Below are 24491 nucleotides of genomic sequence, written 5' to 3' on the forward strand. Positions count from 1 at the left end.
TACATTTGTTCTTGTGTTGATGGCTGTTGTTTTATATCTCCAATATTTGATGCAGCCGGATAGGAATCCGGAAATGAATCTGAATGCTCCGATGCCGGATGGTCTTCATCCGGTAGTTGAGGAAAAGACGAATCAATTGCAACAACAAGCAGCGGAAAAAGGAATATCTATTGTTATAACCGATGGTTTTCGAAGTGCAGAAGATCAGGATAAATTATATGAAAAAGGCCGTTCAACAGAAGGAACGATCGTCACATATGCCAAAGGAGGAGAGTCTTATCATAATTTTGGACTTGCTGTCGATTTTGCGATAAAGATTCCGTCAGGAGATGTGATTTGGGATATGTCGTATGATGGGAATGGGAACAGCATCCCGGATTGGACAGAAGTTGTATCGCTTGCCAAAGGCCTTGGCTTTGAATGGGGCGGGGATTGGGCCCGGTTTAAAGATTATCCTCACCTTCAGATGGACTTTGGCTTATCAATAGCTGCCCTGCAAAGAGGGGAAAGACCTGAAGAACAACCGTCGACCGACAGCTAATAATAACTCCGACAGTAAAATCTGTCGGAGCTTTTAGTATTTAAAATGGTCTCAAAAAACAATGATTGTAAATAAACATTTCGGGTAACCTAACCTGTAAAAGCGGGGTGGTTAGATTGAAAGATAAAAGATTTAACATTGCTCATAAAGAAGCAATCATTGGCGTTATTTTAGTCATAATTAATTTCCTTTGGTGGTATGGCTTTGCCTATGGTTTAGGGTCAGGAGACCCGAAAAAATATCAATATATTTTTGGGATGCCTGCATGGTTTTTTTATAGCTGCGTAGTTGGAACAATTGCTATGTCAATCCTTGTTTACTTGTGTATTAAATTCATTTTTAAAGAGGTTTCGTTTGAAGAGGAAGAGGGGAGTGGAAAATGAATACAGCTGTTATTGTGCCATTACTTCTTTTTCTAATTCTTTATTTTTTAATTGGTGTTTGGGCTAATCGATTTGTTCAAAAGTCAAATAATTTTCTCCAGGAATATTTTCTTGGCAGCAGAGAGCTTGGCGGCTTTGTGCTAGCGATGACGCTTATCGCTACATATGGAAGTGCAAGCAGCTTTATAGGAGGACCGGGTGTTGCGTATACAACCGGTTTAGGCTGGGTGCTGCTATCAATGGCACAGCTGCCTACCGGTTATTTTGTCTTAATGGCATTGGGGAAGAAGTTTGCTATTATCGCGAGAAAAAATAATTACATAACGATCATTGATTTTCTAAAAGACCGATATAAAAGTAATATCATTGTTCTTATCTCTGCCTTAAGCATCATTATCTTTCTTTTCTCATCGATGATTGCACAATGGGTCGGAGGCGGAAGGTTAATTGAATCGTTAACCGGGTTATCTTATCATACCTCATTATTGATTTTTGCTGTCACTGTGTTGGTGTATGTCTTAATTGGAGGATTTAGAGCAGTTGTTTTGACTGATACAGCACAAGGCATTGTCATGTTAGTTGGAACCATTGTCCTGCTGGTTGCAACAATAACTGCCGGCGGCGGGTTATCGGCAATTATGTCTAAACTCACGGCAGAAAATCCTAACCTTGTCTCACCATATGGAGCAGACAGGCAATTATCCTCGCTATATGTGTCTACCTTTTGGATACTGGTTGGCGTGGGGGTTATCGGCCTGCCGCAGATGGCAGTTCGGGCGATGTCCTATAAAGATTCAAAGTCCATGCACCGGGCAATCATTATTGGTACCATCGTGATTGGGACCATTATGTTTGGCATGCACTTAATTGGTGTATTAGCTCGTGCAATCCTGCCGGGAATTGAAATTGGTGATACGGTAATGCCAATGCTTACATTGAAGGTGCTGTCACCGGTTTTGGCAGGGTTGGTCCTATCAGCGCCGATGGCTGCCATTATGTCCACTATCTCTTCCTTATTAATTCTTGTCAGTTCAACTGTTGTGAAGGATATTTACTTGAATTTTATTCAACCGGATGCGACTGAAAGGCAAATTAAGCAGACTAGCTTTTGGGTGACAACGTTAATTGGTGCAGCCGTGATTCTATTTGCTTTGAATCCGCCAGATTTATTAGTATGGTTGAATCTTTTTTCATTCGGCGGACTTGAATCCGTTTTTATCTGGCCGATTATTTTAGGCCTCTATTGGAGAAAAGGGAATAAATATGGTGCAGTTTCATCAATGATTATTGGGATGAGTTCCTATATTCTATTTGATCGTTTATATCCCAATGCACTTGGGATGCATACGGTTATATTACCAATTGTCCTTTCGTTAATTACTTTTATCCTCGTCAGTCTGGCAGTCCCTTCTGTCGAGGCAAGTGGGAAATCGTGGGCAGAATAATCTTAGTAAATCATGTTGGAAAATTTCGTTATTCCATAGCGTTATCAAATTAAAAAAAGCCGGGTGCGATTATCTGCACTCCGGCTTTATACTTATACATAAAGTTATCAACAGAAAAAAACTATATATACTGACATTTCCACAGGTTTATCCACATTATCCACAAAAAAACGCTGTGAAATCAAGGGGTTTTATTAACAATAAAATTTCAAATCAAGGGCTGTTAAAATCATATTTTTAAGAGTTATCAACATTGTTAACAACTTTGTGGATAACTTTATACACAGAGACTATTTATTTTTTCGTTTTGCAGCCCGTTGATTAGCTGCTTCAGCTCTCGCTTGTGCCTCTAAATCATTCTGATCAGCTAGTTCTTGTGAAAATTCTTCATCAACGCCATCTGACTTAAAGTTGTTTTTATAATTATTTTCTTTAGCCATTTTCAACCAACTCCTTCCTGTCAATTAAAATAGCTGGAACATTGAATGAGCCATGTCTAACCGTTATTTCCTTGATTTCTTTGATTAGCAGCATTTGCTAAAGCCTGTTCTTCCCTGCTAAGCTGATTATTCAATTCTTTGGCATACTCTTCACTCATACGATCATATTTCATATTTTTAGGAACTTGAGGAAGTGAACTTTTATTTCTATCACGTGTTTTATGTCCTTGAGCACGACCCATATACAAAACTCCTTTCAAATAATAAAGTATGAAGCATTGCTCCATACTTTATTATGTTCTTAAGCCCAGCTGACTATGAAAGGTAAGTTGTTACAAGCCATATCTTGGGTTATTTTCTTCCTTTACGGTCCATGAAACCGCCGGCACGGTCTGCCATCTTAAAATCACGCTGATAAGACACAGCCTGCATACTTGTTAAGGTACTTTTTTCTTTGTCCGTTTTTTTAGGCATTAGAATCCTTCCTTTCATGAAAGTATCTTCCACATTTTTCCCTTAATAAAAAGGATTCATACTTCATGTCAAATAGTAAAAAAAGTAAAATTATTCATCCCCATTTCATGCTGCTGTTTATTCAAATTTCACTGCGGGATATGCTACATTTATATGAGAGGTGAAATTGATGCCGATTATTACAAAAATTACAACCCAGCGAAAAAATAAAGAACGCTATAATATTTTTCTCGATGAAGGAAAAGGAGAACAATATGCTTTTAGTGTAGATGAAGCAGTATTAGTGAAGTATCAGTTGAAAAAAGGAATGGAATTGGATGACTTTTTCATTACTGAAATTCATTATGAAGATGATATTCGTAGAGCGTATAACCTCGCTCTGCATTATTTAACGCGAAGAATCAGGTCAGAGGCCGAGGTTCGCTTATATTTAGGAGAAAAGGAAATTGATGAGCCAATTATACAAGAGGTCGTGATAAAGCTGTATGAATACCAGTTCCTTAATGATGAACAGTATGCTGTTGCTTACGTGAGAACGCAAATGAATACAACAGATAAAGGGACTGTTTTAATCAGAAGCGAGTTAAAAGAAAAAGGGATTAGTGAAAAGAATATAAATCTAGCCCTCAAGGAATATCCGTATGATTCCCAATTGGAAAAGGCAAAAATTCTATGTGAAAAAACAGCCCAGAAAAATCAAAAGGATTCTGAAAGGGTTCTTAAGGCAAAGCTTGAACAAAAATTGATCCGAAAAGGTTTTAGCTTTGACATCATAGCCGAGGCAATCGATAGTACAAATTTGAAAAGAAACGATGATGGTATGGAGGCATTGCGCTATCAAGCTGAAAAATTACAGCGTAAATATGCTAATGAATCGGGATATGCTTACGAGCAAAAAATGAAAAGTGCACTATACCGCAAAGGTTTTTCCCTTGAACAAATTGAAAAATATCTTCATCAACAAGATTGGAATGAATAGGAAACACGCTTTTCTTTCCTAATAAATACTTTTTCATTATACTAAAAATAGATTATGTAGGCCGTAAAGAAAAAAGGGGATGGTTTCATGCAATCACAAGAAAAAAGATACAGCCAATTATCGAAATATGAACTGCAACAGGAAATTGCCAAATTACATGAAAAGGCAAGAAAAGCAGAACAAATGGGCATGGTCAATGAGTTTGCTGTATTGGAACGCAAGGCAATAATGGCTAAAGCGTATTTATTAGATCCAAATGATTTTATTCCTGGGGAGATTTATCATATTGAAGGAGATCCTGGTGCTTATTTTAAAATAAACTATTTAAACGGCGTATTTGCATGGGGGCATCGTCTGAGAAATGGACAGGATGAAGAAGCATTACCCATTTCTATGCTGGTTAAGCTTCAGTAAGGAGGGGGCAGACTCCTTACCGAAGCTATGATGGTTGGAATTCGTTTTACTTTACTTGTCTAGCTCAAGAAGCCATTGGCTTTTTGTCATTAAAACAAATTAGATGTATCAATCTCTCTGTTAGAAGAAGCTCGCATTCTTTCTTGCGGATGTGTATTAATAGTTCCGTCTGCTCTTCTTGAAGCGTATTCCGCTTTAGCACGAGGTTCTCCCTCAAATTTATTATTACTTTGATTGGGGAAACCGTTTTGTTTATTTCGCATGTAAAAACCTCCTAAATGCGGGATAAGAAAAGGTGGTCATGGAGAGTAATACTTCATGATCACTTATAATTAGTATGTACTAGCTTGCTGGCTGCTATAACCCATCTAACCGCTTAATTAATGGTAAAACCGTAACGGGATAAAAATTAGTCCAGAATGCACAAAAAAGCGATGTCTTTGATGACATCGCTTTAACTTGGAATGATATCCAATTTTTTTCGGAGCTTTTCTTCGCTGAAAATCCAGCCGGTATATGAAGTAAGGACGTTTAAATTAAGATCGAGATGGACAACTGCTACGAACGGATAATAATCCTTGCTGCGATAGCGTAAGTCAATAAAGCGAACTTCATAGTGGTCATCATATTCATCCACTTCCCAACGATATACTGGTGAGAAGGACAGAAAAGCCGCTAAATTTTCATCTTTCTTTGCTGCCTCTAAAACAGGAGTTTCAGGAACCTCAACACGATTGAACTGGTCTAATATTTGTACTTGTCTATTTACTGACCGTCCGACAAAGAATTGATGTTTATTCATCACCGCAATTTTCCAATGGTGAAATCTCATCGTTGGAGCTATGATAATCTCAGTCGCATCTGGAATCCTTTGTAAAACCTTCCTATAAACATTTTGTCTTACGATGAAGCGGATAATGTAATAGACAATCAAAACTGCATATATCACAGCAAAGGTATATCCAGGATCAGTACCTAATCCCCATAAAATTAAACCTAGAACATGGATGGTAAAAATAAACGGGTCAAAGGTGTTGATGACTCCAAGTGCCACCCATTTTGCTGAGAAAGGCCGCAATGCTTGTGTCCCATATGCGTTAAAAATATCGACAAAAACATGGAGGAAAACAGCTAGAAATGTCCAGAGCCATAAGTGTAATAAATCAGCGGTCGGGAAAAAAGGATAGACGACTGCGATTATACCTAACGGCCATAAAAGTACAGCAGGTATGGAATGTGTGATTCCACGATGATTACGGATATAGACCGCATTGTTTCGCAGCTTTAATACGGTATCAATATCAGGTGCTTGTGAGCCGACAATAACCGAAATTAAGACACCTGTTGCTGTTGCTGAACTCTCAGCCACAACAGGATCAAGTGTTGCCAGACCGCCTAGGGCTAACCCCATAACTACATGTGTACCTGTATCCAAGGAAGAAACCTCCTTAATTCGGTATTTACAGTGGGGATATAACATATGTCTAAACAGCTGTCTCCCGCGCAAGCTGCTGCAATCCAAATTAGGGAAAAACAGCTTACCATATATTAAGTGTATCAGAATATCATTTGTTTGACAGAGGAAAATATGTATTTTTTGCGATAATAATTTTAATATTACGTGTATTCCAATAAAATAAATTTACACAAAATTAATCTGCATTAATAATATTACCCAATTTAATCTGTTTTACAGCCTGGAGGAACAAAAGTGACAAAAAATAAATTAAAGAATTTGGAAACGATTGATAAACAAGCGTTTTGTCAAGATTTGATTAACTGGTTTGTGGAGGAGATGCGAAACCTGCCATGGAGAGAAGATCAGGATCCATATAAGATTTGGGTCTCAGAAATTATGCTTCAGCAGACAAGAGTTGATACAGTGATTCCTTACTTTAACCGTTTTATGGAGCAGTTTCCTACGATTGAAGTATTGGCAGAGGCAGAAGAAGAGAAGGTATTAAAAGCCTGGGAAGGTCTCGGCTATTATTCAAGAGCCCGAAACTTACATTCTGCGGTTAAGGAGGTTCAAGAAAAGTATGAAGGGAGAGTTCCTGACAATCTAAAGGAAATATCCTCCTTAAAAGGGGTTGGTCCTTATACAGCCGGCGCCATTTTAAGTCAAGCCTACGGAATTCCAGAACCCGCTGTAGATGGCAATGTGATGCGTGTTTTATCCCGTATCTTATTGATAGAAGATGATATAGCAAAGGCTTCATCACGGAAAGTGTTTGAAAAGGCTGTTAGAGAGTTAATCTCCCATGAGAATCCATCCTATTTTAATCAAGCATTAATGGAACTTGGAGCCATTGTATGTACTCCAACGTCTCCATCCTGCCTGCTATGTCCTGTTCGCGAGCATTGTGCGGCTTTTCATGAAGGTGTTCAACATGAATTACCGATAAAGACAAAAAATAAGAAGCAGCGTGAAGTACACTTAGCTGCAGCTGTATTAAAGGATGAAAGTGGCCGGACCCTTATTCATAAAAGGGCAGAAAAGGGATTGCTTGCGAATTTATGGGAGTTTCCCAATATTGAAATTCATCTGCCGTTTAAAACGGAAAAAGTGCAGTTAAAGGAAATATTGAAAACAGAATATGGGGCGGAAGTTGAGTTGGGGGAAATGGTTGGAACGATAGACCACGTATTTTCTCATTTAACTTGGACTATACATGTCTATGAAGGAACACTGACCGAATTAAAAGAAGAAAAAACTGATTTAAAAATCGTATCCTCTGAACAAATAGATATTTATCCTTTTCCTGTCTCTCATCAAAAAATGATCAACCAGTTCTATAAATAAAGTGAAAAATAAGGTGTCGGGCACCACGAAAGGCCAGTTGTCCTTTTGTGGTGCGCTGACATCAATTAATCAAAGGTTACACTTGTTCCATGTGTGTAATCTGCTTCATTTCGTTTAAAGTTGTTTCGGTTATGCATTTCTTCGATAATTTCCCGGTAAATTGATTGGCCTTCCGCGTTTAAATAAGGCAAGATTTGTTGAAATGATTGATGGAAAAAGGCAATCTCGCTATCTTTCCAATCTGATTTTGCCATCATAGAAAGTTCGGTCATATCCCTGCCAACATACATGCCATTCCTTCCTTTCCTTACCAAATGTATTTTGATTCTATCTTATTCTCCTTAACCTCATTGCCATCTATACATGAAAAAGCTAAAATAAAGGGAATTATTACATAAGATCATATAGAAAAAGGGGCAAAATGATGACACAAAAAGTAGCACTTGTAACAGGCAGCAGTCGAGGAATTGGAAAAGCGACAGCCATTAGGCTAGCAAAGGAAGGGTATGATCTTGTAATCAATTATGCCCGCAGTAAATCGGGTGCTCTTGAAACAGCCGCAGAAATTGAGGCTTTAGGGAGAAAAGCACTGGTTGTCAAAGCAAATGTCGGGGATGTTGACAAAATCAAGCAGCTTTTTGAAACGATTAAAAATGAATATGGACGTCTTGATGTTTTTGTTAATAATGCAGCTTCCGGCGTGCAGAGGCCATTAATGGAGCTTGAGGAGTCGCATTGGGACTGGACGATGAATATCAATAGTAAAGCCTTATTATTTTGTGCTCAGGAAGCCGCTAAGCTAATGGATCAAGGCGGGAAAATAGTCAGTATCAGCTCACTTGGCTCAATTCGTTACTTAAAAAACTACACCGTGGTAGGCGTTTCGAAAGCAGCTCTTGAAGCACTGACTCGGTACTTGGCCGTTGAACTGGCAGAGAAAAATATCATTGTAAATGCTGTTTCCGGTGGGGCCGTTGATACAGAAGCCCTTAAACATTTTCCAAATCGAGAGGAGCTTCTTAATGAGGCCAAGGAAAAGACACCCGCCGGGAGAATGGTTGAAATTGATGACATGGTAAATGCCATTATGTTTTTATTATCTGACCAATCCAGTATGATTCGCGGACAAACGATTATTGTGGATGGCGGTATTTCTTTATTAGTATAGGCTTCTGCTCAAATTGATAAATCTTAAAAATAAAAATAATTTTTTTGAGGATAGTTTTCTCCATGCTTGGTTACATTAATGAGCGTGGAGGTGATTACAATGGCAAACAGACCAAACCAATCTCAAGCTGGAACTAACATCCAGCAAGTGAGACAACAAAATGCACAGTCCGCAGCTGGCCAAGGCCAATTCGGCACTGAATTTGCATCTGAAACAAATGTTCAAGAAGTAAGACAACAAAATGCACAGTCCGCAGCTGGCCAAGGCCAATTCGGCACTGAATTTGCATCTGAAACAAACGTTCAAGAAGTAAGACAACAAAATGCTCAATCTCAAGCAAACAGAGCAAAAAATGCTGGCCAATTTGGCGGACAAAACAGCTAATACTTAAATGAAAGAAAAGACACTCTTGTATCGGAAAGAGTGTCTTTTCTTGTTCAAATAATTAATAGACGTCATATAACCGCTTGTTGGAAATATTGTATATAATAATATATATGGTATTTTCATTTGTTTAGATTTTTTCTTATCATTTTATGATTTCGTTAGAGATGGAGTGCTTTTCGTTTCGACAAAAATTCTTTACATTCAGCACAACTAGTCAAAGGAAAGAAGCAAAAGAGAACGAATACATAAGGAAGAAGAAATCCCACGGAAATATATATATAAAAGTGGGAAATTAGATAGGCGGGTGGTAAGTGTGAAAGAATTCAACCGTTTAGTTACAGAGCAAATGAAAACAATGGACCGGCTTTTATTTTTACAAAGTGAGCTGGAAAGATGCCAAGAAATTGAAGAGCAATTAAAAGAGATTCAGCAAGGAACAAAGCTTGAATGTGTTCAAAGTGAAATAAAAAAGATGAATGAAGAATTGAAGGAAATTCAGCAAATTTTTGAAAGACAGACAGAGGAAGTTATTCGTTCCTATCAAGAAATAAATGTAACTGCGGGATAGAAGTAACAAAAATGATGTTAAAAGGCGTATAAGTATTAAAAAATAAACAGTCATTGATGAATTTCAATGACTGTTTTGTTTTAAATTCTTTTGTAAACCGTTATAATAGTAGAAAATAGGAATTGTTCTTTGTTACCTGTATATTTTAATTAAAAAGTATAACTAACTGTACTTGTTTAAAAAGTTATATACGTAAAAAACAATTGAAAGGTTGCAAAGCGTCCGGTAACGAAAGTAGGGGAAATAATGGGCGTACCCATCGAAGGTGAACCAGTACAAATTCATAGTTTTAAGCATAATGGTCACATCCATCGCGTATGGGACGAAACAACTGTGCTGAAGGGATCGCAAAACTTGGTTATTGGCGGAAACGATCGAACAATTGTAACGGAATCTGATGGAAGAACCTGGGTAACAAGGGAACCCGCCATTACATACTTTCATTCACAGCATTGGTTTAATATCATTGGAATGCTACGGGAAGACGGAATTTACTATTATTGTAATTTAAGCTCGCCATTTATCTATGATGGGGAGGCCATTAAATACATTGATTATGACTTAGATATTAAAGTATTTCCTGATATGACCTTTCATTTACTTGATGAAGATGAGTATGAGCGGCACCGAAAAGAAATGAATTACCCGGATGTAATCGATCAAATTTTAAAAGCCAATGTTGAGACATTGATTCAGTGGATTCGTCAGCGAAAGGGACCGTTTGCTGCAGATTTTATTGATACATGGTATGAGCGATATTTAACGTACAGAAGTTAATCCGAAGGGTGAGGAGAAAAACAGGACAAGTTAAACAGAAAAGGTATCTCCATCAAAGACTGTCTTAGTAAAATCATATAGAAATAGTAAGAAAATCACCTGTTGATTTATATCAGCAGGTTTTTATGTGAAAGGCTTGTTCATTTATCTTTTAAAACTGTAGTTGTCACATCGCATTAGAAGTATAACATCAGAGAATAAATAAGGTGGGAGGAAAATTGGGAAGTATACGACGCTATTTGCATTTTGTAAAACCTTACGGCTTCCAAATCATTTGGACGATCATTATTGGGATTATCAAATTTGCCATTCCATTAATGATTCCGTTACTTATTAAGTATGTATTAGATGATATTGTGGCAAACGATTCGATGTCAAAAGCGGACAAAATTGATCACTTGTTGATCATCATGGTTATTATGATTGTTATTTTTGTTATTCTGCGTCCGCCAATTGAATATTATAGACAGTATTTTGCTCAATGGACGTCAAGTAAAATCCTTTATGATATCCGTGATCGTCTTTTTACACATATACAAAAACTCAGTTTTAAATATTATTCTAATACAAGAACGGGTGAAGTGATTTCAAGGGTGATCAATGATGTAGAGCAAACGAAAACCTTTGTTGTAACCGGTTTAATGAATTTATGGCTGGATTTAGCCACAATTATCATTGCCATAGCCATTATGTTTACGATGGATGTTACATTAACGCTTGTTTCCATTATTTTATTTCCATTTTACGCTTTTTCGGTTAAATATTTCTTTGGAAATCTGCGGGCTTTAACAAGGAAGCGTTCCCAAGCATTGGCAGAGGTTCAAAGCTATTTGCATGAACGTGTTCAAGGGATGCCTGTTATCAAAAGCTTTGCCATCGAAGATTTTGAGCAAACAAAGTTTGATGAACAGAATAGTAACTTTTTAGAGAAGGCAATCGACCATACAAAATGGAATGCCAAAGCCTTTGCAGTTGTCAATACGATTACTGATGTTGCTCCGCTGCTTGTTATCGGGGTTTCAGGTTACCAGGTCATAAATGGTAGCCTGACGGTCGGGTCTATGGTTGCATTCATTGCCTATATTGACAAGCTGTATAACCCATTACGCCGTCTTGTTAATTCCTCAACTACCTTGACGCAGTCGTTTGCTTCGATGGACCGGGTTTTTGAATTTATGGATGAAAAATACGATATTGAAGACCAGCCTGATTCAATTGAATGTAAAGATGTTAAAGGACATATTGTATTTGATCATGTTGATTTTTCATATAGTGATAATCAACTAGATGAAGCGGTTCTAAAGGATATTGTTTTAGATGTTCAGAAGGGTGAAACCATTGCCTTTGTCGGAATGAGCGGCGGCGGTAAGTCGTCATTAGTCAGCTTAATTCCCCGTTTCTATGATGTAACGGGGGGAAGAATTCTCCTCGATGGCATCGATATTCGTTCATTTAAAGTCCGGACGTTACGGGATAAAATCGGGATGGTGCACCAGGACAATATTCTTTTTAGTGAATCGGTTAAAGAAAATATTCTGTTAGGTAATCCACTTGCAACGGATGATGAAGTAATCGAAGCAGCAAAAGCAGCCAATGCTCATGAATTTATCATGAATCTTCCGGATGGCTACGATACAAAGGTTGGCGAACGAGGTGTGAAATTATCCGGAGGACAAAAGCAGAGAGTGGCAATTGCACGGGTATTTTTGAAAAATCCACCTATTCTTGTGCTGGATGAAGCAACCTCTGCACTTGATTTAGAAAGTGAGCATCAGATCCAAGAGACACTGGATAAATTGGCAAAAGACCGTACGACCTTTGTTGTCGCACATCGCTTGTCAACCATTACTCATGCGGACCGTATTGTTCTGATTGAGCATGGAAAAATTGTAGAGATCGGCAGCCATGAAGAGCTGATGGCATTACAAGGCCATTATTATAAACTATTTCAAGTGCAGCAGCTTGAGCAATAATTCGATAACAAAAAGCAGCGGATTTTTAATCTGCTGCTTTTTGTTTTATTAAGTAATTAGATTTGTTCTTCTGATATCGTAACCGCGTTTTCTTCTTTGTGATAGGATTGAAAGCTTGTGATTAACACATCAAGATGTTCTATAAACTCATCATAGTCAACAATCGCTGAAATGACCTGCATCAGATGGTAGTTCGAATCTTCAACGTCTGTTGTGGCTTGTAACTGGTAGTTTAAAAAGATGTTGAATAGTTCTTTTCGGTTTATCCGATTATTTCCTTCATCAAAGATCACATGCGGGCGCACCTTGCTGATGAATTTTAGCATGACATGCTCATGGTGGTGAATCAGACAATCTAATTGCTGCTGAATCATATTTTGTAAATCATCCGGCAGGCTCGATATTTCATTTTCAAAGCGATGAAGCCTTTTTAATGTATCCAATGCCCGTTTAAGCGTACTGATCATTTGCCGGTAAATAACGAGCTTTCTTGTTTTTAGCAGGTTATTATGCTTGAAATTACGTTCTTCTTTATACATTAAATAAAGCTGTTCGATTTTTATTATAGATTCTTTCAGTTTCTCAATGTCATTCTTCAGTAGCTTATGCTCCGATGCACCTCTAATATTAAGCCGAATCCATTTCGTTATTTCAGTTGTCGAGTTAGATATTTGGAGATATAGTTTTGTTTCATATTTAGGAGGTAAAAATATCAGGTTGACCACAAAAGCCGACAAGACACCGAGCATAATGGTTAAGAAGCGGATGATGGCAAATTCGATAAAAGTATCTCCGGGTGTTTCCATAATGGCAACGAGAGTAACTAGTGAAAGTCCAATGGCGTTTTCCAATTTAAGCTTTAATGTAATGGTTATGACGATGATAGCAGCTAGCCCGATGATTACGATATGATTGCCAAAAAGTAATACGAAAATCACTGCCATTAATGCTCCAATTGTATTTCCCTGTATTTGTTCAAGAATGGATAAATAGGAGCGGTAAATGGTCGGCTGAACAGCAAAGATTGCTGCAATGCCGGCAAAAACAGGTGATGGAAGGCCTATCAATCGGGAGAAAAGTAATGCTAAGATAATTGCGATTCCCGTTTTTAATATGCGGGCGCCTAACTTCATATGTTACAAATTCCTTTCTGATGGTGATAAATTCATACTTACCTATTAAATCATGTTACTGCATTTGAAACAATCGATAAATGTGAAGTTTTTCATGAATTTTACTTAACATTATATTGCACCAAATCGATTGTGACTTGCACCATTGTATGGATTTCTGATATAAAAAAACAACTTAAAAACCGTTCGCAAAAAAACGAACGGTTTTACTTGTACAGGATGTGCTGACGTCTACGTTCGCCATAGGACGTGGCGTTTTTAGTAGACGTTCTGCTTTAAGAAATCATTCAGTAGATACAGATGGATCTGCTTGTTCCTTAACTGGGACGATTTGAAGGAAATGAGCTTCCGGATTTTCAAGCAGTGGTTTCAGTAAATTGGCTTCATCTTGCTGGCCTTGGTTGGCAAGCAATTGCTTATATTGACCAAGAAGTTCTTTGATATCGCTTATGCCTTTTTCTGAAAGAGGGGTTACGGAAACTTTAGCACCTTTCGCAATTCTTCGTATAATGGCCTCTTTTGTTAAGCCCATCTCCGGCTGGTTTCTCACATAAACGACACCACCGGTCATTCCTGCACAAATCCATGGTCCTGGGTCTCCAAGGACAAGTCCTCTACCATTGGTCATATACTCAAATGCAAAGCCTTTGATGTTTGCATTAACACCGATATTTCCTGTTTCTTGCTCCTTTATCGGCTGTTTTAATTGACCGCCAATGATCATATCTGCGCCTGAAAGCCGGATACCCGCTCGTGCATCAGCATTGCCTTGTGCGACTAAGAGTCCTTTCTGCGCTCCATAACCAAACCCTTTTCCCACAGATCCGTTTAAGAACTGGCTATTTTTGCCCTTTGATTTAAAAATAAGAATTTTTCCTCCAAAGGATGCTTTACCGATCCCGTCCTGGGCGCCGCCGTTTACTTCAATGTGGATGCCTGAACTGTTATAAGCGCCGAGCCCATTGCCTGGAATCGACCCATTTGAATATTTTAAGTGAATAGAAGGCAGCTTTTTATAGGAACCGTCTAATCGATCGCGTACACGATGGCAGGAAACACGGCTTCCTAAGATACGCTGTTCGGATGTAACACTCTGGTACTCACGAGATTGCTTTAATTTTGCATCGGTTCCATCTAGATACTCAGCGCCTACGGCAATTTGAAGCTGGCTTTCTTTTGCTGCTTCGGCACAAACTGCGTCCTGCGGATGAATCTGACTAATTTCAAGCGGCTTTAATAAATAAGTAAGGTCAAGCTTATCTTTTCCGGCTGTTTGTTCTAATAGATCTGATCGTCCTACTGCGTCCTGCAGATGTCTTATTCCAATGGAAGCAGCTAATTCCTTTAATTCATTACCAAAAGCAGTAAAAAGGTTTGTAATGCTTTGAACAGCGGCCTCGAATTGACGCGGAACGAATCTTCTTAAACCATGTTCCTTTGCTTGTGCCTCTGAATCAATTTGCGTGGCGATACCAACATGGCAGGTATCCAAATGACAGCCGCGGCAAGTCGTACAGCCTATTGCGACCATTGATAAGGTTCCAAAGCCAATGCGGTTGGCTCCAAGCAGCATGATTTTTAAAACATCTGCTGCACTTTTGATTCCGCCATCGCCCCAAATCTCAACCCGATCACGTAGCCCTGCTTCTAAGAGAGCGTTATGAGCAGCTTTAACACCGATTTCAACGGGGAGACCAACGTGCTGAAGGGCATGAATTCTGGCTGCACCAGTGCCGCCATCAAAGCCGCTTAAGGTGATAATATCGGCACCGGCTTTGGCAATTCCCACTGCAATAGTGCCGATGTTTGGTACAACAGGAACCTTTACAGCTACCCTTGCTTGATCATTTGCGGTTTTTAATTCAGAGATCATTTGTGCCAAATCCTCGATTGAATAGATATCATGATTGTTAGAAGGTGAGATTAAATCCGAACCAATCGTAGCGTTTCTTGCTTCGGCAATTTTCTCCGTAACTTTTGAACCCGGCAGGTGTCCGCCTTCACCAGGCTTTGCACCTTGACCAATTTTAATTTCAAGCAGGTTAGATGAGTTCAGCAGTTCTGCATTCACACCAAATCTCCCTGAAGCTACCTGCTGTCCGCGGGTGTTCGGATATTTACCAAGCATATCTTTAATTTCTCCGCCTTCACCGTTCAGGCTGACCATATTTAAGCGATTGGCTCCTTCAGCATAGGCTCTGAAGGCAATTTCATTTTGCGAGCCAAATGACATGGATGAAATAACAAATGGCAGATTATGCTGGCCGACAGAAATGTCTACATCCTTTGCTGAAAGAGGAGTATCTGAAGCTTTGAAACAGGTTAAATGGCGGATGGTAATTGAATTTTGTTTTTCCTGCTCTGATATTTTGTCACGATAGTTGTTATAGTCACCTGTGGCAGCAACATCTCCGATTGACTTCCAAATCCGCGGGAAAAGATGAAAGGTCTTGCCGATTCTTGCCTTATCATTATGATAATCAGCAGCTCTCTCAGCGGCATCTGCTTTAATCGCCTGAAAATCATAAGATAATTCTTTGGATCCAAAGAAATTCACGATATTAAGGCAGTTTGCTATATCCTCATGAAGACCAATGCTCGAGAATAAACGTCCGTATCCGCGAAGTTCATGAATGCCAATCGTTGAAATTACTTTTTCCAGACCTTTCGTCAGGGCGGAATATAAATGAATGGCTGGTTGAATATGCTCGTCTGTAACGGTCATGAACATAAAATATGGACTAATTAAATCGGCCCCTAATCCGAAAAGAGTGATAATGTCATGCAAGGATCTAACCGCAGCAGAACGTAATACAAGTGAACAATCTCTGCGTACTTCTTCTTTCACAAGGGCTTGATCAATGGCTGAAGTGACTAAATGAGGGTCAAGCCAATAATATCCATTTTGATGTGCAGTATCATCATCTATAATAATGAGCGCTTTCCCTTGTTTTACCGCAGTTACCGCTTCATGACACAATCGTTTTAATGCTGAATCAATGGTTTCGTCTTTTTGAAATACGGCATGGATCGTTTCCGCTAAATTCCTTTCCTGAAAGTAACGAATGATTTGCTCGTAGCTTGGCTGCTGCAATGCACCAGCCGCTTCAGCACCGATTTTCCCCTCAATAGCAATAGGAGTTTGCAGCTCTAAAATAGGTAGCACTTCTTCCTGTTTAAATAAAGAGGGGCGTTTGCCAATAATCACACGGGTTGAGAAATGTTCTGTTTCGCGGTCTCGATCGATTGCCGGGTTGGTAACGACAGCGACACTTTCTTTAAGAAAATCGGCAATATTTTTCCGATCTGGATTCAAAGCAGCAAGGGGAGCATCATGTCCAAGTGAACGAATAGGTTCTGCTCCTTTTTCTGCCATCTGCTCTATCAGCTGAATATGATCTTTTTCCCATCCAAATGCTTTATATTGGCCATTATGAATTTTATTTAAATAATTAAAAAGCTGGAATGACTGTTTGATTTCCGGCGTTTTTAAGCGTTTTCTTGCTCCCTCCACTTGAAGCCTTTTTGAAAAACGTTCATATACTTCCTGTTGTAATTGCTCCAGCTCGAATAATTGCAGATTTTCATGCTTCCACTTGAAGCCTACTTTTTCTCCCGGTGCAAGTGGTTTAGGGTCTGCTACATATTCGGTTGATGGGATGATGCCTGGTTCAGATGAAAAAAGATAGGAACTGTCTATTTCGAGCATCCAGAGCGGACGAAGTCCTAGAGCATCTACGCTAAAAACTGCTTCATCACCGAAACGTGATACAATCCCTGCTGGACCTTGCGCAAAATGTCCCCATGCTTCACGAATATACGTGTACAAATCCTGCAAGTGGGGACGATAGGCTTTTATTTCATTAATGATAGGTGGGAATAATAAATCAAGTGCTTCAAATAATGAATAACCATCCCGGCAAATAAAAGTTTCAATGGTCCGGCTTAAATCCTGTGAATCACTGCCGTCCTTTACAAGCGGGACACCGATCATTTTTGCTTCATCTCTTAATTTAGCAATTGTATTAATTTCACCGTTGTGTCCAAGGACACTAAAGGGCTGGACACGAAACGTGGTTGATAATGTATTTGTTGAATAGCGGTTGTGACCAAGGGTTATGGTCGAAGCTACAAGCGGGTTGGCCAAGTCATCATAGTACTTTGGAAGAATATCACCGGCACCCATGACTTTATAAACAGCATGATACTGACTAAATGAAGCTACATGTATACAATCATCTTTTTCGAATTCTATCGTTAATTCGAAAAGTTTCTTTGTTAGTTCTTGACCACTAAGGCTGGAAGTACAAGCAAATTGGAGGAATATTGGATTTTCTTGGATTGCGATTGGTCCAAGTGCTGTGGAATTTGTTACAGTAACTGAGTGAAATAATAAAGTAAATTGAGAGTCAGTGAGTGTTTTTAAGAGGAAAGACTTTTTTGCTTCGGCATCTTTGGTTCTAGTAATAAAAATATGTCCGACAACGAATTGATCCTTTTCAGCTTCATCAGGGTTTACTCCTGCAGCCTTAAGTTTTTCCCGCCAAAGTTTTCGAGGGATATCAATATGAATACCAACTCCATCACCTTCCCCATTGATAAAGCCTGCTCGGTGATTCATCGTCACCAGCGCATCTATACAACGAAGAATATTATCTTTTGTTGGTGTCTTTGTTTTTTCCAGACAGGCCACAATACCGCATGCATCATGCTCCTGCCTGTTAAAATTCTGAAAAGTGTGTTGGCTGTAAAATCGTTCCATCATAATTCGGCTTAAATGAATGATTATTCTTAAGCCTTTTCACCTCCTGAATAATTGATGATCACCTTTCCGATGAAAGCCAGACTGTCAATTAGCTTTATAAAGATACTCATTTGAGTGGAAATTCAGGCTAATGACGCTCAATATTCATGGCAAACAGAAGGTAACTTTTCAAAGACCAGCAACTTTATAGTATCACATCAATTTTTGGAAATCAATTAATTATAAGAATATTTGAATAATTTACAAAAGGAAAAAAGTCATTAAAGTATTGGGAAATGTATTGAAACAGTTAAATAAGCGGAAAACGGCATAAGATAAACGGAAGCTATCAAAGCTTCCGTTATGAATAAAAATAAATAAATTATTATTCTGCAGCGAGTTCAGAAAAGGCATTTTCTACAGCAAAAATCGTCGCATCAATATCCTCTTCTGTATGGGCAATCGTTAAAAACCAGGCTTCGTATTTCGATGGTGCCAGATGAATGCCTTGTTTTAACATTAATTTGAAGAACTTAGCAAACATTTCTCCGTCCGTGTTCTCTGCCTGCTCATAATTTTCTATTTTTTCGTCCGTAAAGTAAACGGTTAATGCCCCTTTTAAGCGATTAATGGTAATAGACATATTATGTTGTTTTGCTGCATTTAGAATTCCTTCTTCAAGCTTCGCTCCTAAACGGTCTAAATAGTCATAGATACCATCTTGTTTTAATACTTCAAGACAAGCAATTCCAGCTAGAATAGACGCAGGATTTCCGGCCATGGTACCTGCTTGATAGGCTGGACCTAATGGAGCCACATGCTCCATGATATCTTTTCTACCGCCGTAAGCTCCGATTGGAAGACCGCCGCCAATAATTTTTCCCATTGCTGTTAAATCAGGTGTTACTCCAAGCAGATCCTGGGCTCCTCCATATGTAAAACGAAAAGCTGTAATGACTTCATCATAAATAACAAGAGCACCTGCTTTGTGAGTCAGCTCGTTCACCGCTTCTAAGAAGCCTGGATTGGGTTCAACAATACCAAAGTTTCCGACAATTGGTTCAACTAGTACGGCAGCAATTTCATTTCCCCATTTCTCTAAAGCTTGTTTAAATGGTTCAATATCATTAAATGGAACAGTAATTACTTCTTGTGCAATGCTTTTGGGAACTCCGGCAGAATCCGGCGTGCCAAGTGTGGAAGGACCTGAACCTGCAGCGACAAGGACGAGATCTGAATGACCATGATAACAGCCGGCAAATTTAATAATCTTATCTCGCCCTGTATAAGCACGGGCTACACGGATTGTTGTCATGACTGCTTCAGTACCTGAGTTAACGAATCGTACCTTTTCTAATGCCGGCATGGCTTCTTTAAGCATTTTAGCAAAGGTAACTTCATGTGGTGTTGGTGTCCCAAAGAGTACCCCGGTTTCCGCAGCTTTTTTAATAGCTTCAATGATATGCGGATGGGCATGACCTGTGATAATAGGTCCATATGCGGCTAAATAATCGATATATTGGTTTCCATCAACATCATAAAAATAAGCACCTTGTCCTCTTTCCATTGCAACAGGTGCGCCGCCGCCGACTGCCTTGTAAGAACGGGATGGACTGTTTACTCCTCCGACAATATGTTTGAGTGCTTCAGTATGTAATCGTTCAGAATTAGTAAAATGCATGATATAGTAAACCCCCTAATTAGTCTGCTTCTACATTTTAGCACTATTGGTAATTATATTCTTATATCTAATTATTTTGACAATGAAATTTAAACGTTTTTAACTATGGTTCAAATGCTCGTCTAGGTTGTTTACCTGAAAATTCCTGCATATAAATAGAAACAAGCTCTATTAATCCATTCTGGAACAGCGGGAAAAGAGGGTAAGCATGATCTATTTCATTACACTTGCCTTTACGATCTATTGTATCGTAATGAGTTTACGAACTATTTTTATCCCAAACACGATTAAAGGAAAAATTGTATCGGTAGAAAATTTTATTTATTTAACCTTTGTTTATATTACGATTTTGATTGGTTTTGGATTGGTTTATATTTTACTTGAAACAAAAGGCTTTCAAATTATGATTGAACAATATCCAATGGCAACTGAGAACTTTGTGGAACGGTTTGGAACGTATCTTTATTTTAGTGCTGTTACACTTTTTTCAGTTGGCTACGGGGATATAGCCCCAATTGGAATCGGACGATTGATTGCGATGGTTGAAGCTTTAATTGGTTATACGATTCCAGCTGCTTTTGTAGCAAAAGCGGTGTATGGCCGTGAACGGAAGTGAGTTACTAGTTGTCTTGGTGTGAGGAATAAGTTAATCTGTATGTAGAACATAAATACGTATGTATTAGTTTGAAAGAAAATATATACTTAATTTGTGCTGATAGGAGGAATGTTTCAATGTCAACACTGACAGGGCAAGTTGCACCAGATATTGCTTTACCTGCAAGCAGCGGACAAACCATTCAGTTGTCTGATTTCCGTGGTAAGAATATTGTACTTTATTTCTATCCAAAAGATATGACACCAGGCTGTACAACGGAGGCATGTGATTTTCGCGATCGCCATGAGGATTTCTCAAAATTAAATACGGTGATTCTAGGCGTTAGTCCTGACCCGATATCAAAGCATGAAAAATTCATTGAGAAGCACGGTTTACCTTTTATATTGCTGTCAGATGAAGAACAGGAATTAGCAAAGGCCTTTGACGTATGGAAGTTGAAAAAAAACTTTGGTAAGGAATATATGGGAATTGAGCGCAGCACTTTTATTATTGATTCAGAAGGAAAAATCGTAAAGGAATGGCGCAAAGTCAAAGTTAAAGAACATACAAACGAAGTGTATCAGTTTATTCAAGAAAATTTAGTCTAAAACAAAGACAAAAATAGAAAAGGCTCTGTTACATTGATGTAACAGGGCCTTAATACATATAAATTTAAATTATTTTTAAGCCTATTTTTCTCCGAAAAGGCAATTGTCCATTCATTTATGATTGTATTGAATATCTTTATATTAGGGCATACCTCCTCAGATAGTTTTTAGCAGGTTGAAGCAATCAGCCTGCTTTTTTTATTTAGGTACTATTTACCAGGAGTCTTTTCTATAGTTAATCATGACTTATACATGTATTTGCAAAAAAAAGGATACTGACATATAAGTGGATAAGCGGTGGTCTATAAAAGATTTTATGACAAAACAATAAAAGCAATAAAACATATTAATAAAGCGCTGATAAACCACGTTAGTAGGGTGGTTATATTGACAAAAGTACTAAAAATTTGTACACTAATTATAACAATTATAAATTAATAATATTTTTTTAATAAAGAAAGAGGTGTATGACGGTGGAACAAAATCATTTAAAGGAAGCGCTAGAAACCTTAAAAGAAACGCGGGTTCGTATTACACCACAACGTCATGCGATACTCGAATATTTAATAAACTCAATGTCACACCCAACAGCAGATGATATTTATAAAGCCTTAGAAGGAAAATTCCCTAATATGAGTGTAGCAACAGTTTATAATAATCTGAGAGTATTTCGTGAGGTTGGCCTCGTGAAGGAATTGACCTACGGCGATTCATCTAGTCGTTTTGATTTTGTTACAACGCAGCATTATCATGTCATTTGTGAGAACTGCGGAAAAATTGTTGATTTTCATTATCCTGGATTGGATGAAGTGGAGCAGCTTGCAAGCTCAGTAACAGGCTTTAAAATCAGCCATCATCGTATGGAAATTTATGGTTCATGCCCTGATTGTACGATGAAAGAAGTACATTAATAGGGGAAATCTGCTGATAGTTTTTTGGGCTATCGGCTTTTTTATGTTGTGTGATTGAAAAGAGGGTGTCCCCGTGGGATACCCTCTTTTCAGTAATTTCCTTTGTTATTAAAGTTGTTTTTACGATTCAGTTTTTCATTAAATTCCTTACCTTCTAAAGTAGGATCAAGTGTCAGAGGTTCATTACAATACATACACATGTCAACTCTCCCGAGCATTTTTGTATGCTTACCACAGTTTGGACAAACGACTTGGATAGTTTTAGTTGAAAGCATTCCAATCCAAAAGTAAACCACAGTACTAGCAATGATAAATAACAAACCAAGCAGCATAAAAATGGTCATTAGAATAGGAGAGTTTCTGAAAAATATACCAAAATACATAACAACAAATCCGATAAAAATTAAACTGAGAGCAAAAGTACGTATTTTATTAATTTTACTAGAATATTTTTTCGCCATACAAATTCCCTCCCTAAAATTAAACTATATAGTATATTTTTGCAAAAATGAATCATTTTGTTTGAAAAAAATTAAGTATTTTCCGAATATATATAAACTTAATAAAACACCAGTAGTATTCATAAGATTTATGATTAATTTGAAGGAAATTATCTTTTTTCGTCGAAAATATAAGGGCTAATAGGCTAGTATAGAAAAGTTAGTCAAAGCGTATAACACTTGAAATGTATAGGGGGATTCAAGGTGGAAGACATTCTTCGTCCGATCTATCAAGAACGTGCAAGTCAGGAAAATACCTTAGGTGTACTTATTATTGAAAAACGTGAAAAATCAATTCCTTTCACAGATACCTTCGATGCGATATTACTTATTGTTGTAAAGGATGCAGTTCAGCCTGTATTTATCAAACATTATTCCTATCAAAATAAAAAGGCAGCGATGCATATTGTAACGGAAGCGCAATTGAATGAATGGCTTCTAATAGGATCTAACCGCAAGGTCATAGAATGGATTTATTCAGGCAGGGTTTTGTTCGATCGAAATGAATTTCTGCATAATCTAAGAGTTGAACTGAATGAATTTCCCTTTAATGGACGGAAGTTAAAAATGGGATTAGAATTTGCCAAACTTATTCGCCGCTATATGGACGGAAAATCCTTCTTTAAAAATAGTCAATACTTAGATGCTTTTAATCATATCGTTCACTCCCTACATCATCTTGGAAGATTGGCTTTGATTGAAAACGGATTTCATCCAGAGGTTACTGTTTGGAAGCAAGTAAAGCAAATTGAACCTGAAATATATCAACTGTATTATGAATTAGTTAATAGTGAAGAGGAATTAGAAAAACGTTTGAGTCTATTATTTTTAGCAAGTGATTTTCTCATCCATTCCCGAACTGAAAGGGGAATCGCACATTTAATTGATGTATTGAAGACTAAGGAGTTCTGGTCGTTTAATGAAATTGCTTCACACCCCGAACTAAGTTTATATTCTGTTGACTTAGAAGTCCTCTTCGAATATTTGGTTGAGAAACACTTTATTGAAGTCGTGACAATAGAAACGAAGGGTCAAGGTATTTTCCACAGAAATTATAAAGCAGCGGAAAAATTATTAAATAAAAAGTAATAAATACTATTGACCTTTATAAAATTAATTGATATATTTATAACCGTCGCTGTGAAACACGTTAAAACCTTTCGCGGCTGACGGGAAAGTTATTGACATTCTAAATGTCGTGTGTTAAATTAATTAGGTCGCTTCTGAAATAGCGGTAACAAATTGCTCTTTGAAAACTAAACAAACAAAAACGTCAACGTTAATTCTAGTTGCCTGAAGGCAAACAAAACTTATGAGCAAGTCAAACAATCTTATTGGAGAGTTTGATCCTGGCTCAGGACGAACGCTGGCGGCGTGCCTAATACATGCAAGTCGAGCGAACTTGCGGGAGCTTGCTCCCAAAAGTTAGCGGCGGACGGGTGAGTAACACGTGGGCAACCTGCCTGTAAGACTGGGATAACTTCGGGAAACCGGAGCTAATACCGGATAATTCTTTTCTACTCATGTAGGAAAGCTGAAAGGCGGCTTCGGCTGTCACTTACAGATGGGCCCGCGGCGCATTAGCTAGTTGGTGAGGTAACGGCTCACCAAGGCGACGATGCGTAGCCGACCTGAGAGGGTGATCGGCCACACTGGGACTGAGACACGGCCCAGACTCCTACGGGAGGCAGCAGTAGGGAATCTTCCGCAATGGACGAAAGTCTGACGGAGCAACGCCGCGTGAGTGATGAAGGTTTTCGGATCGTAAAACTCTGTTGTTAGGGAAGAACAAGTACGAGAGTAACTGCTCGTACCTTGACGGTACCTAACCAGAAAGCCACGGCTAACTACGTGCCAGCAGCCGCGGTAATACGTAGGTGGCAAGCGTTGTCCGGAATTATTGGGCGTAAAGCGCGCGCAGGCGGTTCCTTAAGTCTGATGTGAAAGCCCACGGCTCAACCGTGGAG

General features: G+C 38.5%; 25 protein-coding genes and 1 rRNA gene (1 of these 26 cut by a window edge). 16 read left to right on the plus strand and 10 right to left on the minus strand.

Annotated features, from left to right (window positions below):
• Nucleotides 1-49: 49 nt before the first annotated feature.
• From R4Z09_RS04835 to panF, 3 genes are all read left to right on the plus strand, one after another.
• Nucleotides 50-541 carry a M15 family metallopeptidase gene (locus R4Z09_RS04835; protein ID WP_338453200.1) on the plus strand — a complete coding sequence of 164 codons (492 nt, stop codon included), beginning with the start codon at nt 50-52 and terminating at the stop codon, nt 539-541.
• Between the two features lie 116 nt (nt 542-657).
• Complete coding sequence (locus R4Z09_RS04840) at nt 658-924, plus strand: YhdT family protein (protein ID WP_338451232.1); 267 nt, start codon at nt 658-660, stop codon at nt 922-924.
• Nucleotides 921-2369, plus strand: a complete 1449-nt coding sequence (gene panF / locus R4Z09_RS04845) for a sodium/pantothenate symporter (RefSeq protein WP_338451233.1) — start codon at nt 921-923, stop codon at nt 2367-2369. The genes R4Z09_RS04840 and panF overlap by 4 nt, the downstream gene beginning before the upstream one ends.
• 290 nt (nt 2370-2659) lie before the next feature.
• Here panF and R4Z09_RS04850 read toward each other — a convergent pair whose 3' ends face one another.
• From R4Z09_RS04850 to R4Z09_RS04860, 3 genes are all read right to left on the minus strand, one after another.
• Nucleotides 2660-2809 carry a YfhD family protein gene (locus tag R4Z09_RS04850; protein ID WP_338451234.1) on the minus strand — a complete coding sequence of 50 codons (150 nt, stop codon included), beginning with the start codon at nt 2807-2809 and terminating at the stop codon, nt 2660-2662.
• A gap of 56 nt (nt 2810-2865) precedes the next feature.
• Nucleotides 2866-3051: a YfhD family protein gene (locus R4Z09_RS04855; RefSeq protein WP_338451235.1), complete on the minus strand. Its 186-nt coding sequence runs from the start codon at nt 3049-3051 to the stop codon at nt 2866-2868.
• Between the two features lie 109 nt (nt 3052-3160).
• Nucleotides 3161-3283, minus strand: a complete 123-nt coding sequence (locus tag R4Z09_RS04860) for a YfhE family protein (protein ID WP_422392247.1) — start codon at nt 3281-3283, stop codon at nt 3161-3163.
• Between the two features lie 169 nt (nt 3284-3452).
• Between R4Z09_RS04860 and recX the strand changes: the two genes are divergently transcribed.
• Together recX and R4Z09_RS04870 are read left to right on the plus strand one after the other, a co-directional pair.
• Nucleotides 3453-4262, plus strand: coding sequence for a recombination regulator RecX (gene recX, locus R4Z09_RS04865; RefSeq protein WP_338451236.1), 810 nt, complete (start codon nt 3453-3455; stop codon nt 4260-4262).
• A gap of 87 nt (nt 4263-4349) precedes the next feature.
• Entirely contained in the window at nt 4350-4676 is a 327-nt protein-coding gene (locus R4Z09_RS04870; protein WP_338451237.1) for a YfhH family protein, read from the plus strand.
• A gap of 89 nt (nt 4677-4765) precedes the next feature.
• Here R4Z09_RS04870 and R4Z09_RS04875 read toward each other — a convergent pair whose 3' ends face one another.
• Together R4Z09_RS04875 and R4Z09_RS04880 are read right to left on the minus strand one after the other, a co-directional pair.
• Nucleotides 4766-4939, minus strand: a complete 174-nt coding sequence (locus R4Z09_RS04875) for a small, acid-soluble spore protein K (protein ID WP_338451238.1) — start codon at nt 4937-4939, stop codon at nt 4766-4768.
• 191 nt (nt 4940-5130) lie between these two features.
• A complete protein-coding gene (locus R4Z09_RS04880) occupies nt 5131-6111 on the minus strand; it encodes a metal-dependent hydrolase (RefSeq protein ID WP_338451239.1) in 981 nt (326 codons plus the stop codon).
• A gap of 360 nt (nt 6112-6471) precedes the next feature.
• Here R4Z09_RS04880 and mutY point away from each other — a divergent pair, with 360 nt between their 5' ends.
• Nucleotides 6472-7479, plus strand: a complete 1008-nt coding sequence (gene mutY / locus R4Z09_RS04885) for an A/G-specific adenine glycosylase (RefSeq protein WP_422392285.1) — start codon at nt 6472-6474, stop codon at nt 7477-7479.
• A 65-nt stretch (nt 7480-7544) separates the two neighbouring features.
• Here the strand turns inward: mutY and R4Z09_RS04890 are convergent, their stop codons facing one another.
• Complete coding sequence (locus R4Z09_RS04890; protein ID WP_338451241.1) at nt 7545-7769, minus strand: hypothetical protein; 225 nt, start codon at nt 7767-7769, stop codon at nt 7545-7547.
• Between the two features lie 134 nt (nt 7770-7903).
• Here R4Z09_RS04890 and fabL point away from each other — a divergent pair, with 134 nt between their 5' ends.
• From fabL to R4Z09_RS04915, 5 genes are all read left to right on the plus strand, one after another.
• Nucleotides 7904-8647, plus strand: a complete 744-nt coding sequence (fabL, locus tag R4Z09_RS04895; protein ID WP_338451242.1) for an enoyl-[acyl-carrier-protein] reductase FabL — start codon at nt 7904-7906, stop codon at nt 8645-8647.
• A gap of 99 nt (nt 8648-8746) precedes the next feature.
• A complete protein-coding gene (locus R4Z09_RS04900; RefSeq protein ID WP_338451243.1) occupies nt 8747-9031 on the plus strand; it encodes a gamma-type small acid-soluble spore protein in 285 nt (94 codons plus the stop codon).
• A 316-nt stretch (nt 9032-9347) separates the two neighbouring features.
• Nucleotides 9348-9602 carry a YgaB family protein gene (locus tag R4Z09_RS04905; protein WP_338451244.1) on the plus strand — a complete coding sequence of 85 codons (255 nt, stop codon included), beginning with the start codon at nt 9348-9350 and terminating at the stop codon, nt 9600-9602.
• A 246-nt stretch (nt 9603-9848) separates the two neighbouring features.
• On the plus strand, nt 9849-10379 hold the full coding sequence (locus R4Z09_RS04910) for a nucleoside tri-diphosphate phosphatase (RefSeq protein WP_338451245.1): 531 nt from the start codon (nt 9849-9851) through the stop codon (nt 10377-10379).
• Nucleotides 10380-10597: 218 nt separating this feature from the next.
• Nucleotides 10598-12352, plus strand: a complete 1755-nt coding sequence (locus R4Z09_RS04915) for an ABC transporter ATP-binding protein (protein WP_338451246.1) — start codon at nt 10598-10600, stop codon at nt 12350-12352.
• 56 nt (nt 12353-12408) lie between these two features.
• Here the strand turns inward: R4Z09_RS04915 and R4Z09_RS04920 are convergent, their stop codons facing one another.
• From R4Z09_RS04920 to R4Z09_RS04930, 3 genes are all read right to left on the minus strand, one after another.
• Entirely contained in the window at nt 12409-13485 is a 1077-nt protein-coding gene (locus R4Z09_RS04920) for an FUSC family protein (protein ID WP_338451247.1), read from the minus strand.
• 283 nt (nt 13486-13768) lie between these two features.
• On the minus strand, nt 13769-18247 hold the full coding sequence (locus R4Z09_RS04925) for a glutamate synthase-related protein (protein ID WP_338453202.1): 4479 nt from the start codon (nt 18245-18247) through the stop codon (nt 13769-13771).
• 367 nt (nt 18248-18614) lie between these two features.
• A complete protein-coding gene (locus tag R4Z09_RS04930) occupies nt 18615-19910 on the minus strand; it encodes a glutamate-1-semialdehyde 2,1-aminomutase (RefSeq protein WP_338451248.1) in 1296 nt (431 codons plus the stop codon).
• Nucleotides 19911-20118: 208 nt separating this feature from the next.
• Here R4Z09_RS04930 and R4Z09_RS04935 point away from each other — a divergent pair, with 208 nt between their 5' ends.
• The 3 genes from R4Z09_RS04935 (at nt 20119) to perR (ending at nt 22024) form a co-directional block, all read left to right on the plus strand.
• Nucleotides 20119-20526 (plus strand): potassium channel family protein, encoded by a 408-nt coding sequence (locus R4Z09_RS04935; protein ID WP_338451249.1) that lies wholly within the window; start codon nt 20119-20121, stop codon nt 20524-20526.
• A gap of 116 nt (nt 20527-20642) precedes the next feature.
• On the plus strand, nt 20643-21113 hold the full coding sequence (gene bcp, locus R4Z09_RS04940) for a thioredoxin-dependent thiol peroxidase (RefSeq protein WP_338451250.1): 471 nt from the start codon (nt 20643-20645) through the stop codon (nt 21111-21113).
• Between the two features lie 467 nt (nt 21114-21580).
• Nucleotides 21581-22024 carry a peroxide-responsive transcriptional repressor PerR gene (perR, locus tag R4Z09_RS04945; protein WP_422392248.1) on the plus strand — a complete coding sequence of 148 codons (444 nt, stop codon included), beginning with the start codon at nt 21581-21583 and terminating at the stop codon, nt 22022-22024.
• A gap of 89 nt (nt 22025-22113) precedes the next feature.
• Here perR and R4Z09_RS04950 read toward each other — a convergent pair whose 3' ends face one another.
• Nucleotides 22114-22485 carry a YgzB family protein gene (locus R4Z09_RS04950; RefSeq protein WP_338451252.1) on the minus strand — a complete coding sequence of 124 codons (372 nt, stop codon included), beginning with the start codon at nt 22483-22485 and terminating at the stop codon, nt 22114-22116.
• A 243-nt stretch (nt 22486-22728) separates the two neighbouring features.
• Between R4Z09_RS04950 and R4Z09_RS04955 the strand changes: the two genes are divergently transcribed.
• Both R4Z09_RS04955 and R4Z09_RS04960 read left to right on the plus strand, forming a co-directional pair.
• Entirely contained in the window at nt 22729-23613 is an 885-nt protein-coding gene (locus R4Z09_RS04955) for a nucleotidyltransferase-like protein (protein ID WP_338451253.1), read from the plus strand.
• 242 nt (nt 23614-23855) lie between these two features.
• Nucleotides 23856-24491: ribosomal RNA gene (locus R4Z09_RS04960) — 16S ribosomal RNA — on the plus strand (it continues 914 nt past the right edge of the window).

Source organism: Niallia oryzisoli, from assembly GCF_036670025.1.
In the GTDB taxonomy this organism is placed as follows: Bacteria; Bacillota; Bacilli; order Bacillales; family Cytobacillaceae; genus Bacillus_BD; species Bacillus_BD oryzisoli.

Coding starts and splice junctions, on each gene's coding strand:
- R4Z09_RS04900 (WP_338451243.1), top strand. CDS start 8,747: ATGGCAAACAGACCAAACCAATCTCAAGCTGGAACTAACATCCAGCAA.
- bcp (WP_338451250.1), top strand. CDS start 20,643: ATGTCAACACTGACAGGGCAAGTTGCACCAGATATTGCTTTACCTGCA.
- R4Z09_RS04850 (WP_338451234.1), bottom strand. CDS start 2,809: ATGGCTAAAGAAAATAATTATAAAAACAACTTTAAGTCAGATGGCGTT.
- R4Z09_RS04950 (WP_338451252.1), bottom strand. CDS start 22,485: ATGGCGAAAAAATATTCTAGTAAAATTAATAAAATACGTACTTTTGCT.
- R4Z09_RS04870 (WP_338451237.1), top strand. CDS start 4,350: ATGCAATCACAAGAAAAAAGATACAGCCAATTATCGAAATATGAACTG.
- fabL (WP_338451242.1), top strand. CDS start 7,904: ATGACACAAAAAGTAGCACTTGTAACAGGCAGCAGTCGAGGAATTGGA.
- mutY (WP_422392285.1), top strand. CDS start 6,472: ATGCGAAACCTGCCATGGAGAGAAGATCAGGATCCATATAAGATTTGG.
- panF (WP_338451233.1), top strand. CDS start 921: ATGAATACAGCTGTTATTGTGCCATTACTTCTTTTTCTAATTCTTTAT.
- R4Z09_RS04860 (WP_422392247.1), bottom strand. CDS start 3,283: ATGCCTAAAAAAACGGACAAAGAAAAAAGTACCTTAACAAGTATGCAG.
- R4Z09_RS04835 (WP_338453200.1), top strand. CDS start 50: ATGCAGCCGGATAGGAATCCGGAAATGAATCTGAATGCTCCGATGCCG.
- R4Z09_RS04925 (WP_338453202.1), bottom strand. CDS start 18,247: ATGGAACGATTTTACAGCCAACACACTTTTCAGAATTTTAACAGGCAG.
- R4Z09_RS04935 (WP_338451249.1), top strand. CDS start 20,119: ATGATCTATTTCATTACACTTGCCTTTACGATCTATTGTATCGTAATG.
- perR (WP_422392248.1), top strand. CDS start 21,581: ATGACGGTGGAACAAAATCATTTAAAGGAAGCGCTAGAAACCTTAAAA.
- R4Z09_RS04910 (WP_338451245.1), top strand. CDS start 9,849: ATGGGCGTACCCATCGAAGGTGAACCAGTACAAATTCATAGTTTTAAG.
- R4Z09_RS04890 (WP_338451241.1), bottom strand. CDS start 7,769: ATGTATGTTGGCAGGGATATGACCGAACTTTCTATGATGGCAAAATCA.
- R4Z09_RS04930 (WP_338451248.1), bottom strand. CDS start 19,910: ATGCATTTTACTAATTCTGAACGATTACATACTGAAGCACTCAAACAT.
- R4Z09_RS04875 (WP_338451238.1), bottom strand. CDS start 4,939: ATGCGAAATAAACAAAACGGTTTCCCCAATCAAAGTAATAATAAATTT.
- R4Z09_RS04920 (WP_338451247.1), bottom strand. CDS start 13,485: ATGAAGTTAGGCGCCCGCATATTAAAAACGGGAATCGCAATTATCTTA.
- recX (WP_338451236.1), top strand. CDS start 3,453: ATGCCGATTATTACAAAAATTACAACCCAGCGAAAAAATAAAGAACGC.
- R4Z09_RS04855 (WP_338451235.1), bottom strand. CDS start 3,051: ATGGGTCGTGCTCAAGGACATAAAACACGTGATAGAAATAAAAGTTCA.